General features: G+C 72.8%; 17 protein-coding genes. 12 read left to right on the top strand and 5 right to left on the bottom strand.

Features of this window, described 5'->3' with window-relative positions; all coding sequences use genetic code 11:
• Positions 1-8: 8 nt before the first annotated feature.
• Genes AC0I8G_RS16600 through AC0I8G_RS16575 form a run of 6 tightly spaced genes read left to right on the top strand, consistent with a single transcriptional unit; the run spans position 9 to position 5,330 of the window.
• The gene (locus AC0I8G_RS16600) at positions 9-1,427 is read left to right on the top strand and encodes an MSMEG_0567/sll0787 family protein (RefSeq protein ID WP_471730912.1); all 1,419 of its coding nucleotides are present in this window, start codon (positions 9-11) and stop codon (positions 1,425-1,427) included.
• Positions 1,424-2,299 (top strand): carbon-nitrogen hydrolase family protein, encoded by an 876-nt coding sequence (locus tag AC0I8G_RS16595; RefSeq protein WP_471730911.1) that lies wholly within the window; start codon positions 1,424-1,426, stop codon positions 2,297-2,299. The genes AC0I8G_RS16600 and AC0I8G_RS16595 overlap by 4 nt, the downstream gene beginning before the upstream one ends.
• Entirely contained in the window at positions 2,292-2,588 is a 297-nt protein-coding gene (locus AC0I8G_RS16590; RefSeq protein WP_380261112.1) for an MSMEG_0570 family nitrogen starvation response protein, read from the top strand. Before AC0I8G_RS16595 ends, AC0I8G_RS16590 begins: the two co-directional genes overlap by 8 nt.
• Positions 2,585-3,850, top strand: coding sequence for an MSMEG_0569 family flavin-dependent oxidoreductase (locus AC0I8G_RS16585; protein ID WP_471730910.1), 1,266 nt, complete (start codon positions 2,585-2,587; stop codon positions 3,848-3,850). The genes AC0I8G_RS16590 and AC0I8G_RS16585 overlap by 4 nt, the downstream gene beginning before the upstream one ends.
• Complete coding sequence (locus tag AC0I8G_RS16580; RefSeq protein ID WP_471730909.1) at positions 3,850-4,938, top strand: MSMEG_0565 family glycosyltransferase; 1,089 nt, start codon at positions 3,850-3,852, stop codon at positions 4,936-4,938. Before AC0I8G_RS16585 ends, AC0I8G_RS16580 begins: the two co-directional genes overlap by 1 nt.
• Positions 4,935-5,330 (top strand): cupin domain-containing protein, encoded by a 396-nt coding sequence (locus AC0I8G_RS16575; RefSeq protein ID WP_471730908.1) that lies wholly within the window; start codon positions 4,935-4,937, stop codon positions 5,328-5,330. The genes AC0I8G_RS16580 and AC0I8G_RS16575 overlap by 4 nt, the downstream gene beginning before the upstream one ends.
• Before the next feature lie 26 nt (positions 5,331-5,356).
• Here AC0I8G_RS16575 and AC0I8G_RS16570 read toward each other — a convergent pair whose 3' ends face one another.
• The 3 genes from AC0I8G_RS16570 to AC0I8G_RS16560 form a co-directional block, all read right to left on the bottom strand.
• A complete protein-coding gene (locus tag AC0I8G_RS16570) occupies positions 5,357-5,815 on the bottom strand; it encodes a MarR family winged helix-turn-helix transcriptional regulator (protein ID WP_471730907.1) in 459 nt (152 codons plus the stop codon).
• Positions 5,816-5,861: 46 nt separating this feature from the next.
• The gene (locus tag AC0I8G_RS16565) at positions 5,862-6,257 is read right to left on the bottom strand and encodes an ATP-binding protein (protein ID WP_471730906.1); all 396 of its coding nucleotides are present in this window, start codon (positions 6,255-6,257) and stop codon (positions 5,862-5,864) included.
• A gap of 66 nt (positions 6,258-6,323) precedes the next feature.
• Positions 6,324-7,349 carry an ornithine cyclodeaminase gene (locus tag AC0I8G_RS16560; protein WP_471730905.1) on the bottom strand — a complete coding sequence of 342 codons (1,026 nt, stop codon included), beginning with the start codon at positions 7,347-7,349 and terminating at the stop codon, positions 6,324-6,326.
• Between the two features lie 115 nt (positions 7,350-7,464).
• On the opposite strand from AC0I8G_RS16560, the gene AC0I8G_RS16555 reads away from it, so the two are divergent.
• Entirely contained in the window at positions 7,465-7,893 is a 429-nt protein-coding gene (locus tag AC0I8G_RS16555) for an Lrp/AsnC family transcriptional regulator (protein ID WP_328295048.1), read from the top strand.
• A 3-nt stretch (positions 7,894-7,896) separates the two neighbouring features.
• On the opposite strand, the gene AC0I8G_RS16550 is transcribed toward AC0I8G_RS16555, so the two are convergent.
• Positions 7,897-8,376: an Lrp/AsnC family transcriptional regulator gene (locus tag AC0I8G_RS16550; RefSeq protein ID WP_471730904.1), complete on the bottom strand. Its 480-nt coding sequence runs from the start codon at positions 8,374-8,376 to the stop codon at positions 7,897-7,899.
• Positions 8,377-8,487: 111 nt separating this feature from the next.
• Here AC0I8G_RS16550 and AC0I8G_RS16545 point away from each other — a divergent pair, with 111 nt between their 5' ends.
• Genes AC0I8G_RS16545 through AC0I8G_RS16535 form a run of 3 tightly spaced genes read left to right on the top strand, consistent with a single transcriptional unit; the run spans position 8,488 to position 11,209 of the window.
• Positions 8,488-9,528: a histidinol-phosphate transaminase gene (locus AC0I8G_RS16545; RefSeq protein ID WP_471730988.1), complete on the top strand. Its 1,041-nt coding sequence runs from the start codon at positions 8,488-8,490 to the stop codon at positions 9,526-9,528.
• A complete protein-coding gene (locus tag AC0I8G_RS16540) occupies positions 9,525-10,139 on the top strand; it encodes a YitT family protein (protein WP_471730903.1) in 615 nt (204 codons plus the stop codon). Before AC0I8G_RS16545 ends, AC0I8G_RS16540 begins: the two co-directional genes overlap by 4 nt.
• Before the next feature lie 32 nt (positions 10,140-10,171).
• A complete protein-coding gene (locus AC0I8G_RS16535; protein WP_471730902.1) occupies positions 10,172-11,209 on the top strand; it encodes a LacI family DNA-binding transcriptional regulator in 1,038 nt (345 codons plus the stop codon).
• A gap of 3 nt (positions 11,210-11,212) precedes the next feature.
• On the opposite strand, the gene treS is transcribed toward AC0I8G_RS16535, so the two are convergent.
• Positions 11,213-13,519, bottom strand: coding sequence for a maltose alpha-D-glucosyltransferase (treS, locus tag AC0I8G_RS16530; RefSeq protein ID WP_471730901.1), 2,307 nt, complete (start codon positions 13,517-13,519; stop codon positions 11,213-11,215).
• A gap of 162 nt (positions 13,520-13,681) precedes the next feature.
• Between treS and aztD the strand changes: the two genes are divergently transcribed.
• Positions 13,682-14,920, top strand: coding sequence for a zinc metallochaperone AztD (gene aztD, locus AC0I8G_RS16525; protein WP_471730900.1), 1,239 nt, complete (start codon positions 13,682-13,684; stop codon positions 14,918-14,920).
• Positions 14,917-15,747, top strand: coding sequence for a metal ABC transporter substrate-binding protein (locus tag AC0I8G_RS16520; protein WP_471730899.1), 831 nt, complete (start codon positions 14,917-14,919; stop codon positions 15,745-15,747). Before aztD ends, AC0I8G_RS16520 begins: the two co-directional genes overlap by 4 nt.
• The last annotated feature ends 1 nt before the right edge of the window (position 15,748 follow it).

Genomic DNA, 15,748 nt, shown 5'->3' with positions numbered 1-15,748 from the left:
GGGTTCCGGTGGACCTCGAGCACCTCGTCCCGCACCAGTTCCTCGCCGCGCCGGACGTGCCCGTCCTCGCCGGGGTCCCGCGGCCCCGCGCGGGGTTCCACGTCGAGGTCGCGGACGCCGTGGCCGAGACCGCGTACCGCAGGGTGCGGCGCGAGGTCTTCGTCGCGGAGCAGCAGTTGTTCGACCTCGACGACCACGACGAGGCCGACGACGACCCGCGCCGCCGGGTCCTGGTGGCCCGGACCCCGGACGGGACGGTCGTGGGTGGCGTGCGGTTGGCGCCGTGCGCGGAACCCGACGTCGGCTGGTGGCGCGGGAGCCGGCTCGTCGTGGCCGCCGGGGCGCGCACCCTCGGCGGGGTCGGGAGCGCCCTGGTCCGGGCGGCCTGCGCCCACGCGGAGGACCTCGGCGCGCTGCGGTTCGAGGCGACGGTCCAGGCCGCGAACGCGGTGCTGTTCCGGCGGCTGGGGTGGGAACGGGTCCGTGACGTCGAGGTGCAGGGCACTCCGCACGCGCTGGTCCGCTACCCGGTGGACCGCCCGCAACGGCTGGCCGACGCGACGAAGTCGGCCCTGGCGGGGTTGCTGGCCGAGTTCGTCGAAACTCCGAAGGGGTTCCGCGGGGACGACGGTTCCCCGGTACCGGGAACCGACGTCGTCGCGGCCTGCGACGCGATCCTGCCCTCGCTCGTGGACCGCGACCCGCGGTGGGCCGGGTGGTGCGCCGTCCTCGTGAACGTCAACGACCTCGCGGCGATGGGGGCCGAACCCGTCGGGTTGCTGGACGCGCTGGCGGCTCCGACCCGGGAGCACGCCGCCGAGATCGTCGCCGGGTTGCGGGCGGCGTCGCAGGCCTGGGGGGTCCCGGTCCTGGGAGGACACACCCAGCTCGGGGTTCCCGCGGCCTTGTCGGTGACGGCTCTGGGGCGCAGCGACCACCCGGTCCCGGCCGGTGGGGGGCGGGTGGGGCACGACCTGTCGCTGACCGCGGACCTCGAGGGCGACTGGCGAGCGGGGTACGCGGGGTCGCAGTGGGACTCCACGTCGTGGCGGCGCGCGGGCGACCTGCGGGCGATGGGGTCGTTCGTGGCCCGCACCGCGCCGGCCGCCGCGAAGGACGTCAGCATGGCCGGTCTCGTCGGGACCGCGGGGATGCTCGCGGAGGCGAGCGGGGTCGCGGCCGAGATCGACGTCGCCGCCGTGCCTCGTCCGTCCGGGACCACCGTCGGCGACTGGTTCACCTGCTTCCCGGGGTTCGGGATGCTGACCGCCGACACCCCCGGCCGGGCACCGGCACCCGCCGGACCGGCCACCACACGAACGATCGGCCGCCTCCGGCCGGGACCCTCCGGGGTCTCGCTGCGCTGGCCCGACGGAGAGGTGACCCCGGCGATCCAGGGCACCGTGACGGGAATGGGAACCGCATGAGAACCAGACTGGCTGCCGTGGCCGAGAACTTCGGCCGCGACCTCGACGCCGCCTACGCCACCATCGACCGGTTGCTGCAGCAGGCCCGGGCGGAGGGCACGGGACTGATCGCCCTGCCGGAGGCCTGCCTCGGCGGGTACCTGTCCTCCCTGGGTTCCGCGGAAGACCGCGGGACCGCCGAGACCCGGCGGCAACGTTCCGGTCCGCCGGCCCTGGCCCTGGACGGCCCCGAACTGCGCCGGGTGCAGGAGATGGCCCGCGACGTCGTGGTCGTCCTCGGGATCTGCGAGGACGGCGGGACCGACCGGTACAACACTGCCGTCGCCCTGACCGGGGACGGCGTCCTCGGGGTGCACCGCAAGGTGCACCAACCCCTCGGCGAGAACCTCTCCTACGCGGCGGGTTCGACGTTCGAGGCGTTCGAGACGCCGGTCGGGCGGATCGGGTTGCAGATCTGCTACGACAAGGCGTTCCCGGAGGCCGCCCGCACCGCGGCGCTCGACGGGGCACGGATCATCGTCAGCATCTCCGCCTGGCCCGGGGCCCGGACCGCGGCCGCGGCCGACCTCGCGCAGGACCGCTGGAAGAAGCGGTTCGACCTCTACGACCAGGCGCGGGCCCTGGAGAACCAGGTGTTCTGGGTCGCCTCCAACCAGGCCGGCACGTTCGGTTCGCTGCGGTTCGTGGGCAGCGCGAAGGTCGTCGGGCCCGGCGGTGACGTCCTGGCCGACACCGGGGTGGGCGCCGGGGTCGCCGCCGCGGACGTCGACGTCGACGCAGAGCTCGACGCGGCCCGGCGGGCGATGTTCAACCTGCGCGACCGGCGTCCGGACGTGTACGGCGCCCTCGTGCGGGAGCCGGCGCATGCCTGAGATGACGTTCAGCGTCCGGTGGCCGGACGGCGGCGTCCAGCACTGCTACTCCCCCTCGCTCGTGGTGCACGACCACCTCGAGGTCGGCGCCGAGTACACCGTCGAGGAGTTCACCGCCCGCGCTCGCACGGCGCTGACCGAGGCCGGCGAACGGGTCCGGGCGAGGTTCGGGATGACCTGCACCTCGGCCGTGGCCCAGCTCGCCGCCATCGAGGACCGTGCCGCCGGCACGGCCGGGACGGTCCGGGTCCTCGCCCTCGAACCCCCGCTCCCCCAGGAGGAGTCATGACCGAACACCACGACGTGCTCATCGTGGGCGCGGGGCAGGCGGGGTTGTCGCTCAGCTGGCACCTCGTGCAGCGCGGGATCGACCACGTCCTGCTGGAACGCGACGAGATCGGCCACGAGTGGCGTGACGGTCGCTGGGACGCGTTCACCCTGGTCACCCCGAACTTCCAGTGCCGGCTCCCCGGGTTCTCCTACACCGGTGAGTTCGGTGGTCAGGATCCCGACGGGTTCATGCCCCGCGGCGACGTGCACCGGTTCGTCACCTCCTACGCCGCCGGTTTCGGACCGCCGGTGCGCGAGCACGTGGAGGTGACGCGGTTGACCCGCGAGGACGACGGGCTCTTCCACGTCGCCTCCAGCGCCGGGGAGTTCACGGCGCGGCAGGTCGTCGTGGCGACGGGCGGGTACCACCTGCCGATCGTCCCGGCGGCGGCCGAGCGGGTTCCCGAGGAGATCGCGCAGCTGCACTCCTCGCTCTACCGCGGTTCCCCGGAACTCCCCGACGGTGCGGTGCTCGTCGTCGGGTCGGGGCAGTCGGGGGCCCAGATCGCCGAGGACCTGCACCTGGCCGGGCGCACCGTCCACCTCGCCGTCGGCAACGCCCCGCGCTGCGCCCGGACCTACCGCGGCCGGGACTGCATCGCCTGGCTCGAGGACATGGGCGTCTACAACGTCTCCGCCACCGAGGTCCCCGGTGGCGCTGCCGCGCAGGAGAAGACGAACCACTACATGACGGGCCGCGACGGTGGCCGGGACATCGACCTGCGGACCTTCGCCCGGGAAGGCATGCGGTTGCACGGCCGGCTGGAGGACGTCCGCGACGGGGTCGTCACGTTCGCGCCCACGCTGGGCGAGGCGCTGGACCACGCCGACGCGGTGGCGGAGAGCATCAAGGACTCCATCGACCGCTGGATCGCCGCCCGCGGGATCGAGGCACCCGAACAGGCCCGCTACGTGCCGGTGTGGCGGCCGGAGCGGGAGGTCACCGACCTGGACCTGGCGGCGAGCGGCATCACCTCGATCGTGTGGAGCGTCGGGTACCGGGCGGACTACCGCTGGATCGAGCTCGGCGTGTTCGACGGCCGGGGCCGGCCGCGCCAGACCCGCGGCGTCACCGGCACCGAGGGGTTGTTCTTCCTCGGGTTGCCGTGGATGCACACCTGGGGTTCCGGACGGTTCGCCGGGGTGGCCCGGGACGCGGAGTTCCTCGCCGACCGGATCCAGGAACTGTCCCCGGCGCGTCACCTGGTCGCCGTCCGCTGATGAGGATCGCGCTCACCACGTACTCGACGAAACCCCGCGGAGGGGTCGTCCACACGCTCGCGCTGGCGGAGGCGCTCGTCGCCGCCGGGGCCGAGGTGTCGGTGTGGACGCTCGGGCGGGGTGGCGACCGGGCGTTCTTCCGGCCGGTGGACCCCCGGGTCGACGTCCGGGTGGTCGAGTTCGCCGCACGGGACGGCGAGGACGTCGGGGAGAGGATCGTCCGGTCGATCGAGGTGCTGCGCGCGGGTTTCGACCCGGCCGGCTACGACGTGGTGCACGCCCAGGACTGCATCAGCGCGAACGCCGTGGGGCGCTGCGTGCGGACCGTCCACCACCTGGACACCTTCACCACCCCGCAGCTCGCGGCCTGCCACGAGAAGGCGATCGTCGAACCCTTCGCGCACGTCTGCGTGTCCGGCGCGGTGGCGCGGGAACTCACCGACGGGTGGGGCATCCCGGCGACGGTGATCCCCAACGGGGTCGACGCCGCCCGGTTCGCCCGCGCGGACCCCGGACGGTGGCGGGACCGGTTCGGTCGCTACGTCGTCGCCGTCGGCGGGATCGAACCCCGCAAGGGCAGCCTCGACCTGCTGCGGGCGCTCGCCCTGCTGCGGGAAGAGCTCCCCGACGTCCGGCTGGTGATCGCCGGGGGCGAGACGTTGTTCGACCACCGGGACTACCGCGTGCGGTTCGACCGGCTCGCCGGGGAACTCGGGGTGGACCCCGTCGTGCTGGGCGTCGTGGACGAGGAGGAACTGCCGGGGCTGGTGGCGGGTGCGGCCGCCATGGGTTTCCTGTCCACGAAGGAGGGTTTCGGGCTCGCCGCGATGGAGGCGCTGGCCGCCGGGGTTCCGCTGGTGACCCGGGAGCTGCCCGTGCTGCGGGAGGTCTTCGACGGAGCGGCGCTGTTCGCGTCGGACCCGGCCGGGATGGCGTCCGCGTTGCGGTCGGCCGTCGAGGTTCCCGATCCCGTCCGCACCGCTCGCGGTCGGGAGCTGGCCGCCCGGCACACCTGGACCGCCGCCGCCCGGAGCCACCTCGAGCTCTACCGCCGACTGACCGACACCCACCCCGGAGGTTCCCGATGATCCCGACCAACCTGGTCGACGTGCTCGCCACCGACACCAGTTCCCTGCCCTGGGACGTGTTCACGGTGCCGCAGACCGGGGCCCGCATCCCGACGAAGGTGCTGCACGACGATCCCGAGACCGGGATGCAGGTCTTCCTCATGCGCTACGCCGCGGGTTTCACCAACGTCTGGCACACCCATCCCTGCGCGCACGGCATGTTCGTGCTCGACGGGGTGCTGCGCACCCACTCCGGGGACCACGGACCGGGGAGCTTCGTGTGGTTCCCCGAGGGCGGCTGGATGGAGCACGGAGCCACCGACAACGACTGCACGTTCCTGTTCATCACGAACAAGCCCTTCGGCATCTGCTACGTGGCGGACACCGACCACCCGTACCCGACGGGTTCCTGACTTCGCGGTGACGACGGCGTGGGCGCTCAGGCGCCCTTGTCGGCGCGGACGGCGGCGTCGATGACGTGGGTGAGGCCGTCGCGGAGGCGCTCGAGCTCCCCGACGTCCATGCCCAGCCTGGCCACGATCTGCGCCGGGACCTTCAACGCCTCCAGGCGCAGCGCCCGTCCCTGCTCGGTGAGGGTCACGGCCAGCGACCGCTGGTCCTCGGGGAGGCGCCGGCGTTCCAGCAGGCCCGCGGCCTCCAGCCGCTTCAGCAGCGGGGACAGCGTCGGCGGGTCGAGCTGCAGGGCCTCGCTGAGGTCCTTCACCGACATCGGTTCGCTGCCCCAGAGAGCCAGCATGACCAGGTACTGCGGGTGGGTCAGCCCCATCGGCTCCAGCACGGGCCGGTAGACCGACAGGACGGTCCGGGCGGCCACCACGAGCGCGAAGCAGACCTGTCGCTCCAGGGCGAGGGGGTCGGTCTCGAGCTCAGCGGTCATCCCGCCAGGTTACCCGTTCGCGCGTGAAACGTTCGCGCGCGAGGGATCAGGCGGCGGCGGGGAGGGGTACGAGGTCGAACCACACCGTCTTGCCCTCGGCGCCCTGGAGGTCGGTTCCCCAGGATTGCGCGAGCCGGTCCACGAGAGCGACACCCCGGCCCCCGGTCGCGTGGTCGTCGACGTCCCGCAGGACGGGCGCGCTCGGTTCGCCGTCGTGGACGGCGACGTGCACGCCGCCGGTGGCGAGGTCCCGGCTCAGTTCGAGGCTGACCGGTCCGCGGCCGTGGCGGAGGGCGTTGGAGACCGTCTCGGTCACCAGCAGTTCGAGGACCGCCAGCTCGTGGTCATCGACCCGGCCCTCACCGCGGAGGAACTCGTCGGCGGCCCAGCGCCGGGCGGCGCCGACGGAGGACAACCCCGCGTCGAGTTCGAGCCGTGCCACGACTGCCTCCCTGGTCCGTCCGGACCTCAACCGTCCCGCGGGAGCGCCGCCGCGGCAACCCGAGCGTCACCCAGTCGGCACAGGGGCCCCGATGAGCCCGAAGAGGTCCTTGGGGTCCTCGGGTCCTGCGATGAGGTCGATCGTCTCGGCGAAGGCGCTGTCGCGCACCGCGTCCCGGACGTAGGTCAACGCCGAGAAGTCCTCGATCGCGAAGCCGACGGAGTCGAAGACCGTGGTGCGGCTGCCCCGGCCGGCGCGTTCACCGCGGATGACCTGCCACAGCTCGGTGACCGCGAAGTCGGCCGGCTGGTGCTGGATCTCACCCTCGACGCGGGTCTGCTCGGTGTGCTCGACGAAGACGTCGGCCGCCTGCAGGATCCGCGGATCGAGCTCGGTCTTGCCCGGGCAGTCGCCGCCGATGGCGTTGACGTGGACACCGGGGGCGATGTCGTCGAGGTGCAGGACGGTGGCGTTCTGCTTGTCGGCCGTGCAGGTCGTCACGACCTGGGCCCCCCGGGCGGCCTCGGCGGCGCTGCCGCAGACGGTGACCTCGAAACCCAGCGGGGCGAGGTTGCGGACGAACTTGCTCGTGGCGGCGGGGTCGACGTCGAAGACGCGCAACCGGGCGACGCCGAGCTGGGAGCGGATGCCGAGGGCCTGGAACTCCGCCTGCGACCCGGTCCCGATCATCGCCATCACGCCGTCGCGGGCCTCCGGCGGGGCGAGCCAGCGGGCGGCCAGCCCCGAGGTCGCGGCCGTGCGCAGCGCGGTCAGCAGCGTCATCTCGGCCAGGAAGGTCGGGTAGCCGGTGTAGACGTCGGCGAGCACGCCGAACGCGGTCACCGTCTGCAGACCGTGCGCGGGGTTGCCGGGGTGGCCGTTGACGTACTTGAACCCGTACTGCTCCCCGTCCGTGGTCGGCATGAGCTCGATGACCCCGACGGCGGAGTGCGCCGCGAGCCGGGGGGTCCGCTCGAAGTCCGGCCACCGCCGGAAGTCCCGCTCCAGGACGTCGACCATCCCGGCGATGACCGCCTCGGGTCCCGTCGAGCTGACCCACCGGGCCATGTTGCGCACGCTCACGAACTGCATGTCCCCCAGGCTAGGAACGGGGTCTGCTGCGGATCAACCGGCTGATCGCGCGATCTGCAGGTGGCAACTGCACGGATCGGACCCGGCCCTGATGCACAACGCCTAGATTGCTCCCGTGCCCGAACTCGACGACCTCGACCGGCGACTGCTGGCCGCCCTGCGCACCGACGCCCGGGAACCCGCGGCGTCGCTGGCCCGGCGGCTCGGGGTGACCCGGGCGACGATCACCCACCGGATCGAGCGGCTGCAGACCAACGGGTCCATCCTCGGGTTCACCACCCGGGTCCGGGAGGGGGCCGAGGGCGACGTCCGGGCGATCTCGTTCATCGAGCTCGAGGGTCGCGCCACGGACCGGGTGATCCAGCGGCTGCGCGGACTGCCCGAGATCGTCTCGCTGCACACGACGAACGGCGGTTGGGACCTCGTCGCCGAGATCCGCACGACGTCGCTGACCGAGTTCGACCGCGTGCTCGGCCGCATCCGCGGTGTCGACGGGGTGGTGAACTCCGAGACGAGCCTGCTGCTGTCGTCGGTGCTGATGTGAGCCTCAGCCCTCCGCGACCCGGCGCAGCAGCGCCCCGTGCCGCGGTGGCAGCTCCGTGGCCAGCGAGATCGAGGTGCTGGTGCGGACGACCCCCGGGACGCTGAACAGCGACGTCGTGATGCGGTGCAGGTCGGAGGTGTCCTTGGCGACGATCTTCAGGAGCAGGTCCGCGTCGCCCGTCGTGGCGTGCATCTCGACCACCTCGGGGACCTCGCGGAGCGCGGCGACGGCCTCCGGTCCCGACGCCTGGCTCAGCGCCACGGACAGGAACGCGATCATCGGGTAGCCGAGCGCGACGGGATCGAGGCGGCGGCTGAACTCCCCCAGCGCGCCCGCCGCGTTCATCCGGTGCAGCCGGGCGTGCACGGTGTTGCGGGCGACCCCGAGCTCACGGGCCAGCGAGAGGACCGTCGCGTCCGGGTCGGCGTCCAGGGCGAGCAGGATCCGGGCGTCGAGGGGATCCAGGGCGGTGAAGGTCGTCACCTTGAGCACGATGCCACGATCCGCGGCCAGGCGGTGTCACCGTGCTCAGTCACCGAGGCGTCTGTTGCGCAGCCGCCACCGGGCCCCGAGCCTGGGCGGGTGAGCACGATCATGAGCCCCCGGTCCACCGTGGCCGGACTTCCCGGCTACGTCGCCGGTCACCGCGCGACCAGCGACCTGACCGCGGCGCTGGCCGCCAACGAGAGCCACTACCCGCCGTTGCCGTCGGTGCTGGACGTCGTGCTGTCCTCCGCCGCCACCCTGAACCGCTACCCCGACCCGACGTGCGAGGACCTGCGCACACGCCTGGCCACGCACCTCGGCGCCCGGGCCGAGGAGATCGCCGTCGGTCCCGGCAGCGTCGGGGTCCTCGCCCAGGTCCTCGCCACCGTCTGCGACCCGGGCGACGAGGTCGTCTTCGCCTGGCGCTCCTTCGAGGCCTACCCGATCCTCACGACCCTGGCCGGGGCCCGGCCCGTCCCGGTCCCGCTGCGCGCCGACGAGGGGCACGACCTGGACGCCATGGCCGCCGCGGTCACCCCCCGGACCCGGGCGGTCCTCGTCTGCTCGCCCAACAACCCGACCGGCGTGGGCATCTCCGCGGTCGAGTTCGAGGAGTTCCTGGGGAAGGTGCCCGCGGAGGTCCTGGTCGTCGTGGACGAGGCCTACGTCGAGTACGCCGACGGCACCGGCCCGGACAGCCTGCAGCTGCGACGCCGCTTCCCCGGCCTCTGCGTCCTGCGGACGTTCTCCAAGGCCTACGGGCTCGCCGGCCTGCGCGTCGGCTACGCCGTCACGTCCCCGGAACTCGCCGAGGGACTGCGTCGGGTGGCCCTGCCCTTCGCGGTGAGCGCGCTCGCGCAGCGGGCCGCGATCGCCTCCCTCGACGCGGCCGACGAGGTCCGCGACCGGGTGCGGGCGGTCACCGCCGAACGGACCCGGGTCACGGGCGAGCTGCGGGCCGCGGGGTACGCGGTGCCGGACTCGCAGGCGAACTTCGTCTGGCTGCGCGCCGACGACGCCCGCCGCGAGGGGCTCGTCGAGGCGTTCGCCGCCGCCGACGTCCTGGTGCGGGGTTACGCCGGCGACGGGGTCCGGATCACCCTCGCCGATCCGGCGACGAACGACCGCGTGCTGGCGGTGCTGCGGTGAGCGCGCCGACGCTGGCCGCGGCGCCACCGCACACGCTCGTCGAGGACGTCGCCGGGATCACCGTCGGGACGTTCCTCGCCTCCTTCGGGTTGTTCCTGCTGCACAGCACGTCCGCCGTGACCGGCGGGACCGCGGGACTCAGCCTGCTGCTGAGCTACGCCGCGCCGATCCCCTTCGCCGCGCTGTTCCCGCTGGTGAACCTGCCGTTCTTCGTGGTGGCCCTGCGCACGCGCGGCTGGGCCTTCACGGTCCGCTCCCTCGTCGCGGTGGTCGCGGTGTCGGTGTTCTCCTCGATCCACGCGGCGGCCCTGCCGGACCTGGACGTCGCCCCGGTCTACGCGGTGCTGTTCGGGAACCTGGCCGCGGGCCTGGGGATCCTGGTGCTGTTCCGCCACCGGGCCAGTCTCGGGGGTTTCGGGATCCTCGCCCTGCTGCTGCAGGACCGGTTCGGCTGGCGCGCGGGGTACGTCCAGATGGCCCTCGACGTCGTCGTGGTGCTGGCCTCCCTCACGGTCGTCCCGCCCCCGGTCGTCGGGTTGTCGGCCCTCGGTGCCGTGGTGCTCAACCTCGTGCTGTCGATGAACCACCGCCCGGGGCGCTACCAGGGCTGAGTCCGGGCCGGGGTGGGTGCGAGACTCACGAGGTGAGGCGGAAGTTCAGCGTGCGGGACATCGCCGTGCAGGCGGGGCTCTCCGAAGCGACCGTGGACCGGGTCCTGCACGAACGTCCGGGGGTGCGGGCCGGGACGGTGGAGCAGGTGCGCCGGGCCGTCGCCGACCTGGAGCTCCAGCAGTCGCAGGTGCGCCTCAGCGGTCGCACCGTGATGTTCGACGTCGTGATGTCCGCGCCGCGCCGGTTCGCCGACGCCGTGCGCACCGCCCTCGAGGTCGAACTGCCCACCCTGCGTCCCGCGACCGTGCGGGCCCGTTTCCACACCTCGCACGGCGCGGACGGGGACTGGGTCGCGGCCGAGCTGGACCGGGTGCTGCGCACCGGGTCCCACGGCGTCGTCCTGCAGTCGCCGGACTCCCCCGCCGTCCGCGCCGCCGTGCAACGGCTCGCCGATGGGCAGGTCCCGGTGGTGACGCTGGCCAGCGACCTCCCCGGCAGCGCCCGCCGCGGGTACGTCGGTGCCGACAACCGCGGTGCCGGGGCGACGGCCGCCTACCTGCTGACGCAGTGGGCCCCGGACCCCGAGGACCCCGTCCTCGTCGTCCGCAGCCGGTTGGAGCAGGACAGCGAACGCCAGCGCTCGCGGGGTTTCGAGGCGACCCTGGCGCAGCTGGAGGGTTCGGTGCGCACCGTCGTCGACGTCTACGACGACGACCTCGACCCGAGCGCCCTCGAGGACGCGGTCGCGAAGGTCCTCGAGGAACGACCCGGGCTGCGCGCGGTGTACTCCATGTGCGCGGGGGCCGGCGGGAACGCCGGCGTGCTCCGGGGTTTCGAGCGCCGGGGTTCCCGCCCGCTGCCGTTCGTGGTGCACGACCTCGACGGCGAGAACGCCGACCTGCTGAGTCGCGGTGAGATCTCCGCCGTGCTGCACCACGACCTGCGCACCGATTGCGCCCAGGCCTGCAGGATGCTCCTGCAGGCCCCCTACACGCGCTCGGAGCAGCGCGGTTCGGCCTCGACGATCCAGATCCTGACCCCCTTCAACGTTCCCGCGCAGGAACGCTGAGGATCAGCCGGCGGTGCGGACGTCCTCGTCCTCGACGGTCGCCGGCTTGAGCAGCAGCGACAACCCGCCGTAGGGCGCCAGCCAGACCCCGAAGCTCTTCAGGTCGTCGACCCAGCCGATCTCCGCGCCCGACGTCATGTCGCACACCGGGACCCGCGGGGTGAAGTGCTCGGAACGCACCGAACCCTCGATGGTCTCCTGCCCGAAGTTCAGCACCGTGACCTGCAGGACCTCCTGGCCGTCGTGGTCGGCGGGGTCGAGGGCGTGGACCATGACGAGCATGCTCGGGTGCGCGACGGCCGGGATGTCGATCTGGCGGGCCGTGGCGATCTTGTGGTCCCGGCGGACGGTGAGGACGGCGCTGAGCCGATTCGCGAACGAGGCCTCGTCCGCCAGCTGTTCCGGCATCGTCCCGTAGAGCGAACGGCCGACCGGGATCCCCGACGCCGACATCGTCGCCTCGGGGGCGACCCCCATGAGGTCGTGGGCGGCCCGTTCGATCCAGCGGGTGTCACCGGAGGACAGCAGGGGTTTCACGCTCTCGACGGGCAGCGGCAGCATGCCCATCAGGTCCCAACCGGACAGCGCGAACACGCCGGGCTGCCAGGCGTTGAACATCGCCATCAGCAGGTGGGCGCGCTTGATCTGCTCCACGTCGTCGTCGGTGAGCTCGTCGAGGTCGCGGTGACCGCGGCTGGCCGCGATGACACTCGCACTCGTGCAGGCGATCCCGTTGGTGGTGAAGACGAGGTTGTACGGACCGGCGTCCCCGGTCAGCTTCTCGACGAGGTCGGCGCGGATCTTCTCGGCCAGCGCCCCGCCCGTGATCTTCCCGCCGTGGTAGTCGTACTCGTCCTCGGCGTGCCGCGTGGCCCAGTGGACGAGTTCGTAGGTCAGCTCGTCGTGGTTCTGCAGGGCGTGCACGAGCGAGGCCGGGTCGACGCCGAGTTCGAGGGCCTGGCGCAGGCAGAGCCGGAGGAACTCGGTGTCCCCCGTCGCGACGGCGTGCTGGCAGCCGGGACGGGTGATGAAGTCGTAGGAGAGGTCCGCGCCCACCTCGGAGGTGTCGCGGATGTCCTCGATGGTGAGGTTGAGCTCCTGGAAGGTGAACCCGCCGACCTTGCGGACCATCCCGGCGATGAGGTGGTTCGCGGCCTCGGAGAGCGGGTGGCCCTCGGACCAGGCAGGCCCCTCGACGCTCTTCTCGACCCCGAGGAAACCGTTGGCGTCGAGACGGAGCGCGCTCGTCCCGAGGTCGCCCAGGGAGTGCAGCGCGTCGCCGATGACGAGCTTCATCCCGGCGAAGCTGGGGTCCAGCCAGTTCACGGAGGGCTGACCCTGCTTGAAGTAGTGCAGGTACACCCAGCGGCGGACGACGCCGTCGACGCCCTCGACCTCACGGGTGGCCGACCAGTTCGTCTCCTTGATGCCCGGGGCGTAGAAGATGACGCGCTGGAGCTGGCCGATGATGAATCCCAGCTCGGACAGCGCCGCCTCGGCGGAGGCGTCGAGGTTCGCGGCGTCGTGCCCGGGGGCGACGTCGGGCAGCAGTTCCCAGTGCTCCCGGGGGATCTCCACCATGTGGTAGATCCCCGGGTAGTCCTGGAACGCCATCTCGGCGAGGCGGAAGTCGGCCCCCTTGCCGGTGTGGCCGGGGACGATGTCGTCGATGACGCTGCCGGAGTGCTCGGCCGCGACCTCGCACAGGTGGCGGAACTCCCCCTCGGTGCCGAACATCGGGTCGATCTCGGTGGAGATGCGGTCGAAGTGGCCGTCGACGCTGGGCGTCTGACGCCAGCCGTCGAGCCCGCCCGCGGACTTCACCGGCCCGGTGTGGACGGCGTCGATGCCGATGTGCTGGAACGCCTGCCAGAGCTCCGGGTCGCCGAGCGAGCCGAGGAAGGACCGTCCCTGGCGGGTGATGAGCGAGATCGGGTACGCGGTGAACCAGACCGCGGCGGTGTCGACCGCGCGCCGGGGATCGGGCTTGGCGTACGGGTTCTGCCACATGCTGGCCTGGCCGGAGAACTGCCGGCTGATCTTCTGCGCGTCGGCGAGCATCGACTGCACGAGCAGCCACCGGACGTACTCCGGGTTGCTGCCGTCCGCGGGACCGTCACCGGCCGCCGGCTTCGGCGGCGAGTCGGTCCCGCGCAGGCGGGCCTGCGGACGGGGCCGGCGCAGCGCCCGGGGGCGCGCCTCGTAGCGCTGCTCGTCGTAGGTGATCTCGCTCGGCTCGTGCTCGGCCGCCTCCACCGTCACCGCGGGTGCCTGGACACCGTCATCGACCGTGCTGCCGACCTCGTTCACGAACGCTCCTCCGCACTGACTGCTGATCTGTGGCCTCACCCCACCACAGACGGCGCGTCTTCTCGACCGGAGGGCCCCCTCCGTCCGGCTAATCAGTAACGATTCTCAGTTGTGTTAGCTTCGTGGTCGCTCACAGCCCCCGACCAGGTTGGACAAGTCACCGTGCGCCGCAGCCCCTTCCTCGCCCTCCCGCTGTCCCTGACCCTGCTCGCCGGGTGCGGAGGGGGTGCCGCCGAGGAACCCGCCGCCCCCGCCGGGCCCTCCTACGTGAAGACCGAGGTGGCCGCCGCGGCCCCCCGGGTCGCGATCAGCTACGACGGCGGGGTCCAGGTCCTCGACGGCTCGACGCTGGAGGTCCTCGCCGACGTGCCCTACGACGGCTTCACCCGCCTCAACCCCGCCGGCGACGGACGGCACCTGGTGGTGTCCGGGACCCGGGACGGGGTCAGCGGCTTCCACGTCCTCGACACGGGCGCCTGGAGCGAACCGCACGGGGACCACTCGCACTTCTGGACGACGCAGCCGCACGACACCGGCGTCGTCTTCCCCGCCGAGGAGGCGGGCCACGTCGTCGCCCACGCCGGACGGACGGTCCTCTTCGACGACGGCACCGGCCACGTCGTGTCCTTCGACAGCGAGGACATCGCCGACGCCCCGCGGACCCGGGAGTTCGACACCCCGCACCCCCACCACGGTGTCGCGGTCGAACTCTCCGACGGCCACGTCGTCGTCTCCGAGGGCGACGAGGAGGGACGGACCGGGATCCGCGTGCTCGACGCCCAGAACGCCGAGGTCGCCGCCTCGGACGAGTGCCCCGCCGTCCACGGCGAGACGGTCGCCGCCGGGGAGACCGTCGTCATCGGGTGCAGCGACGGGGTGCTCGTGCACCGCGACGGCGTCACCACCAAGGTCGCCAGCCCCGACGCGTTCGGGCGCATCGGCAACCAGTTCGGCACCGAGGACTCCCCGATCGTCCTCGGCGACTACAAGACCGACCCCGACGCCGAGGTCGAACTCACGACCCGCGTCTCCCTGGTCGACACGACGACGGGGCAACTGCGCCTCGTCGACCTCCCCAGTTCGTACTGGTACCGCTCGCTGGGTCGCGGCGAGAACGGCGAAGGGGTCGTCCTCGGCACCGACGGGGCGCTGCACCTCGTCGACACCGCGGCGGGCGCCGTCGTCCGCTCCACCCCCGTCGTCGGTGCGTGGGAGGTCGAGGAGGACTGGCAGAGCCCGCAGCCGCAGGTGTTCACCCTGGACGGGACCGCCTACGTGAGCGACCCCGCGACGCGGTCGGTGCACGCCGTCGACATCGCGACCGGCGAGGTGTTCCGCAGCGCCACGTTGAGCGTGACGCCCAACGAGCTCAAGGGCGTGCCCGGCGAGGCCGCGGCGTGAGGTTCCTGCTCGTCCTGGTCCTCCTCCTCGCCGGCTGCTCCCCCGCCGCCGCCGAGGAGGAGGGCCTGACGGTGGTGACGAGTTCGCACCCGCTGGAGTTCGTGGCCACCGCGGTGGCCGGGGACCGCGCGGCCGTGACGAACCTGGTGGCCCCCGGCGCCGACAGCCACGACGCGGACGTGTCGACCCGGCAGCTGGCCTCCCTCGTGGACGCCGACGTCGTCGTGCACCTCTCGACCCTGCAGCCCGCCGTGGACGACGTCCTGGCGTCGCGACCGCCGGAGCACCTGGTGGACGCGGCCCGCTACGCCGACCTCGAGGACGACCCGCACTTCTGGCTCGACCCGACGCGACTGGCGCAGGTCGGGCACGACGTCGCGGCCGAACTGTCGGCCGTCGATCCCGCGGGGGCCGAGGACTACCGCGCGGGAGCCGCCCGCCTCGACTCCCGGCTGGGCGACCTCGACACCCGGTACCGCGACGCGCTCGCCGGGTGCGCAGGGGCCGCCCTGGTCACCTCGCACGAGGCGTTCGGCTACCTCGCCCAGCGCTACGGCCTGCGCCAGCTCGGGATCGCCGGTGTCGACCCGTCCGTGGAACCCTCCCCGGCCCGGCTGCGCGACGTCGTGCGGGTGGTGCGCGAGAACTCCGTCCGGACGATCTTCTTCGAGGCGAGCGCGAACCCCGCCGTCGCCGAACTGCTGGCCGCCGAACTCGGGGTGGCGACCGCCGTGCTGCACCCCGTGGAGCGGGTCGAGGCGGATCAGGACTACCTGTCGTTGATGGAGGAGAACCTCCGGGCGCTGTCGTCGGGACTGGACTGCTGAG

The sequence above is a fragment of the Kineococcus sp. AC630 genome (genome assembly GCF_979255925.1).
This window is presented reverse-complemented; position numbering and strand designations above follow the sequence as displayed.

Coding starts and splice junctions, on each gene's coding strand:
- AC0I8G_RS16590 (WP_380261112.1), top strand. CDS start 2,292: ATGCCTGAGATGACGTTCAGCGTCCGGTGGCCGGACGGCGGCGTCCAG.
- AC0I8G_RS16560 (WP_471730905.1), bottom strand. CDS start 7,349: ATGCAGTTCGTGAGCGTGCGCAACATGGCCCGGTGGGTCAGCTCGACG.
- AC0I8G_RS16575 (WP_471730908.1), top strand. CDS start 4,935: ATGATCCCGACCAACCTGGTCGACGTGCTCGCCACCGACACCAGTTCC.
- AC0I8G_RS16585 (WP_471730910.1), top strand. CDS start 2,585: ATGACCGAACACCACGACGTGCTCATCGTGGGCGCGGGGCAGGCGGGG.
- AC0I8G_RS16595 (WP_471730911.1), top strand. CDS start 1,424: ATGAGAACCAGACTGGCTGCCGTGGCCGAGAACTTCGGCCGCGACCTC.
- AC0I8G_RS16545 (WP_471730988.1), top strand. CDS start 8,488: ATGAGCCCCCGGTCCACCGTGGCCGGACTTCCCGGCTACGTCGCCGGT.
- AC0I8G_RS16580 (WP_471730909.1), top strand. CDS start 3,850: ATGAGGATCGCGCTCACCACGTACTCGACGAAACCCCGCGGAGGGGTC.
- AC0I8G_RS16570 (WP_471730907.1), bottom strand. CDS start 5,815: ATGACCGCTGAGCTCGAGACCGACCCCCTCGCCCTGGAGCGACAGGTC.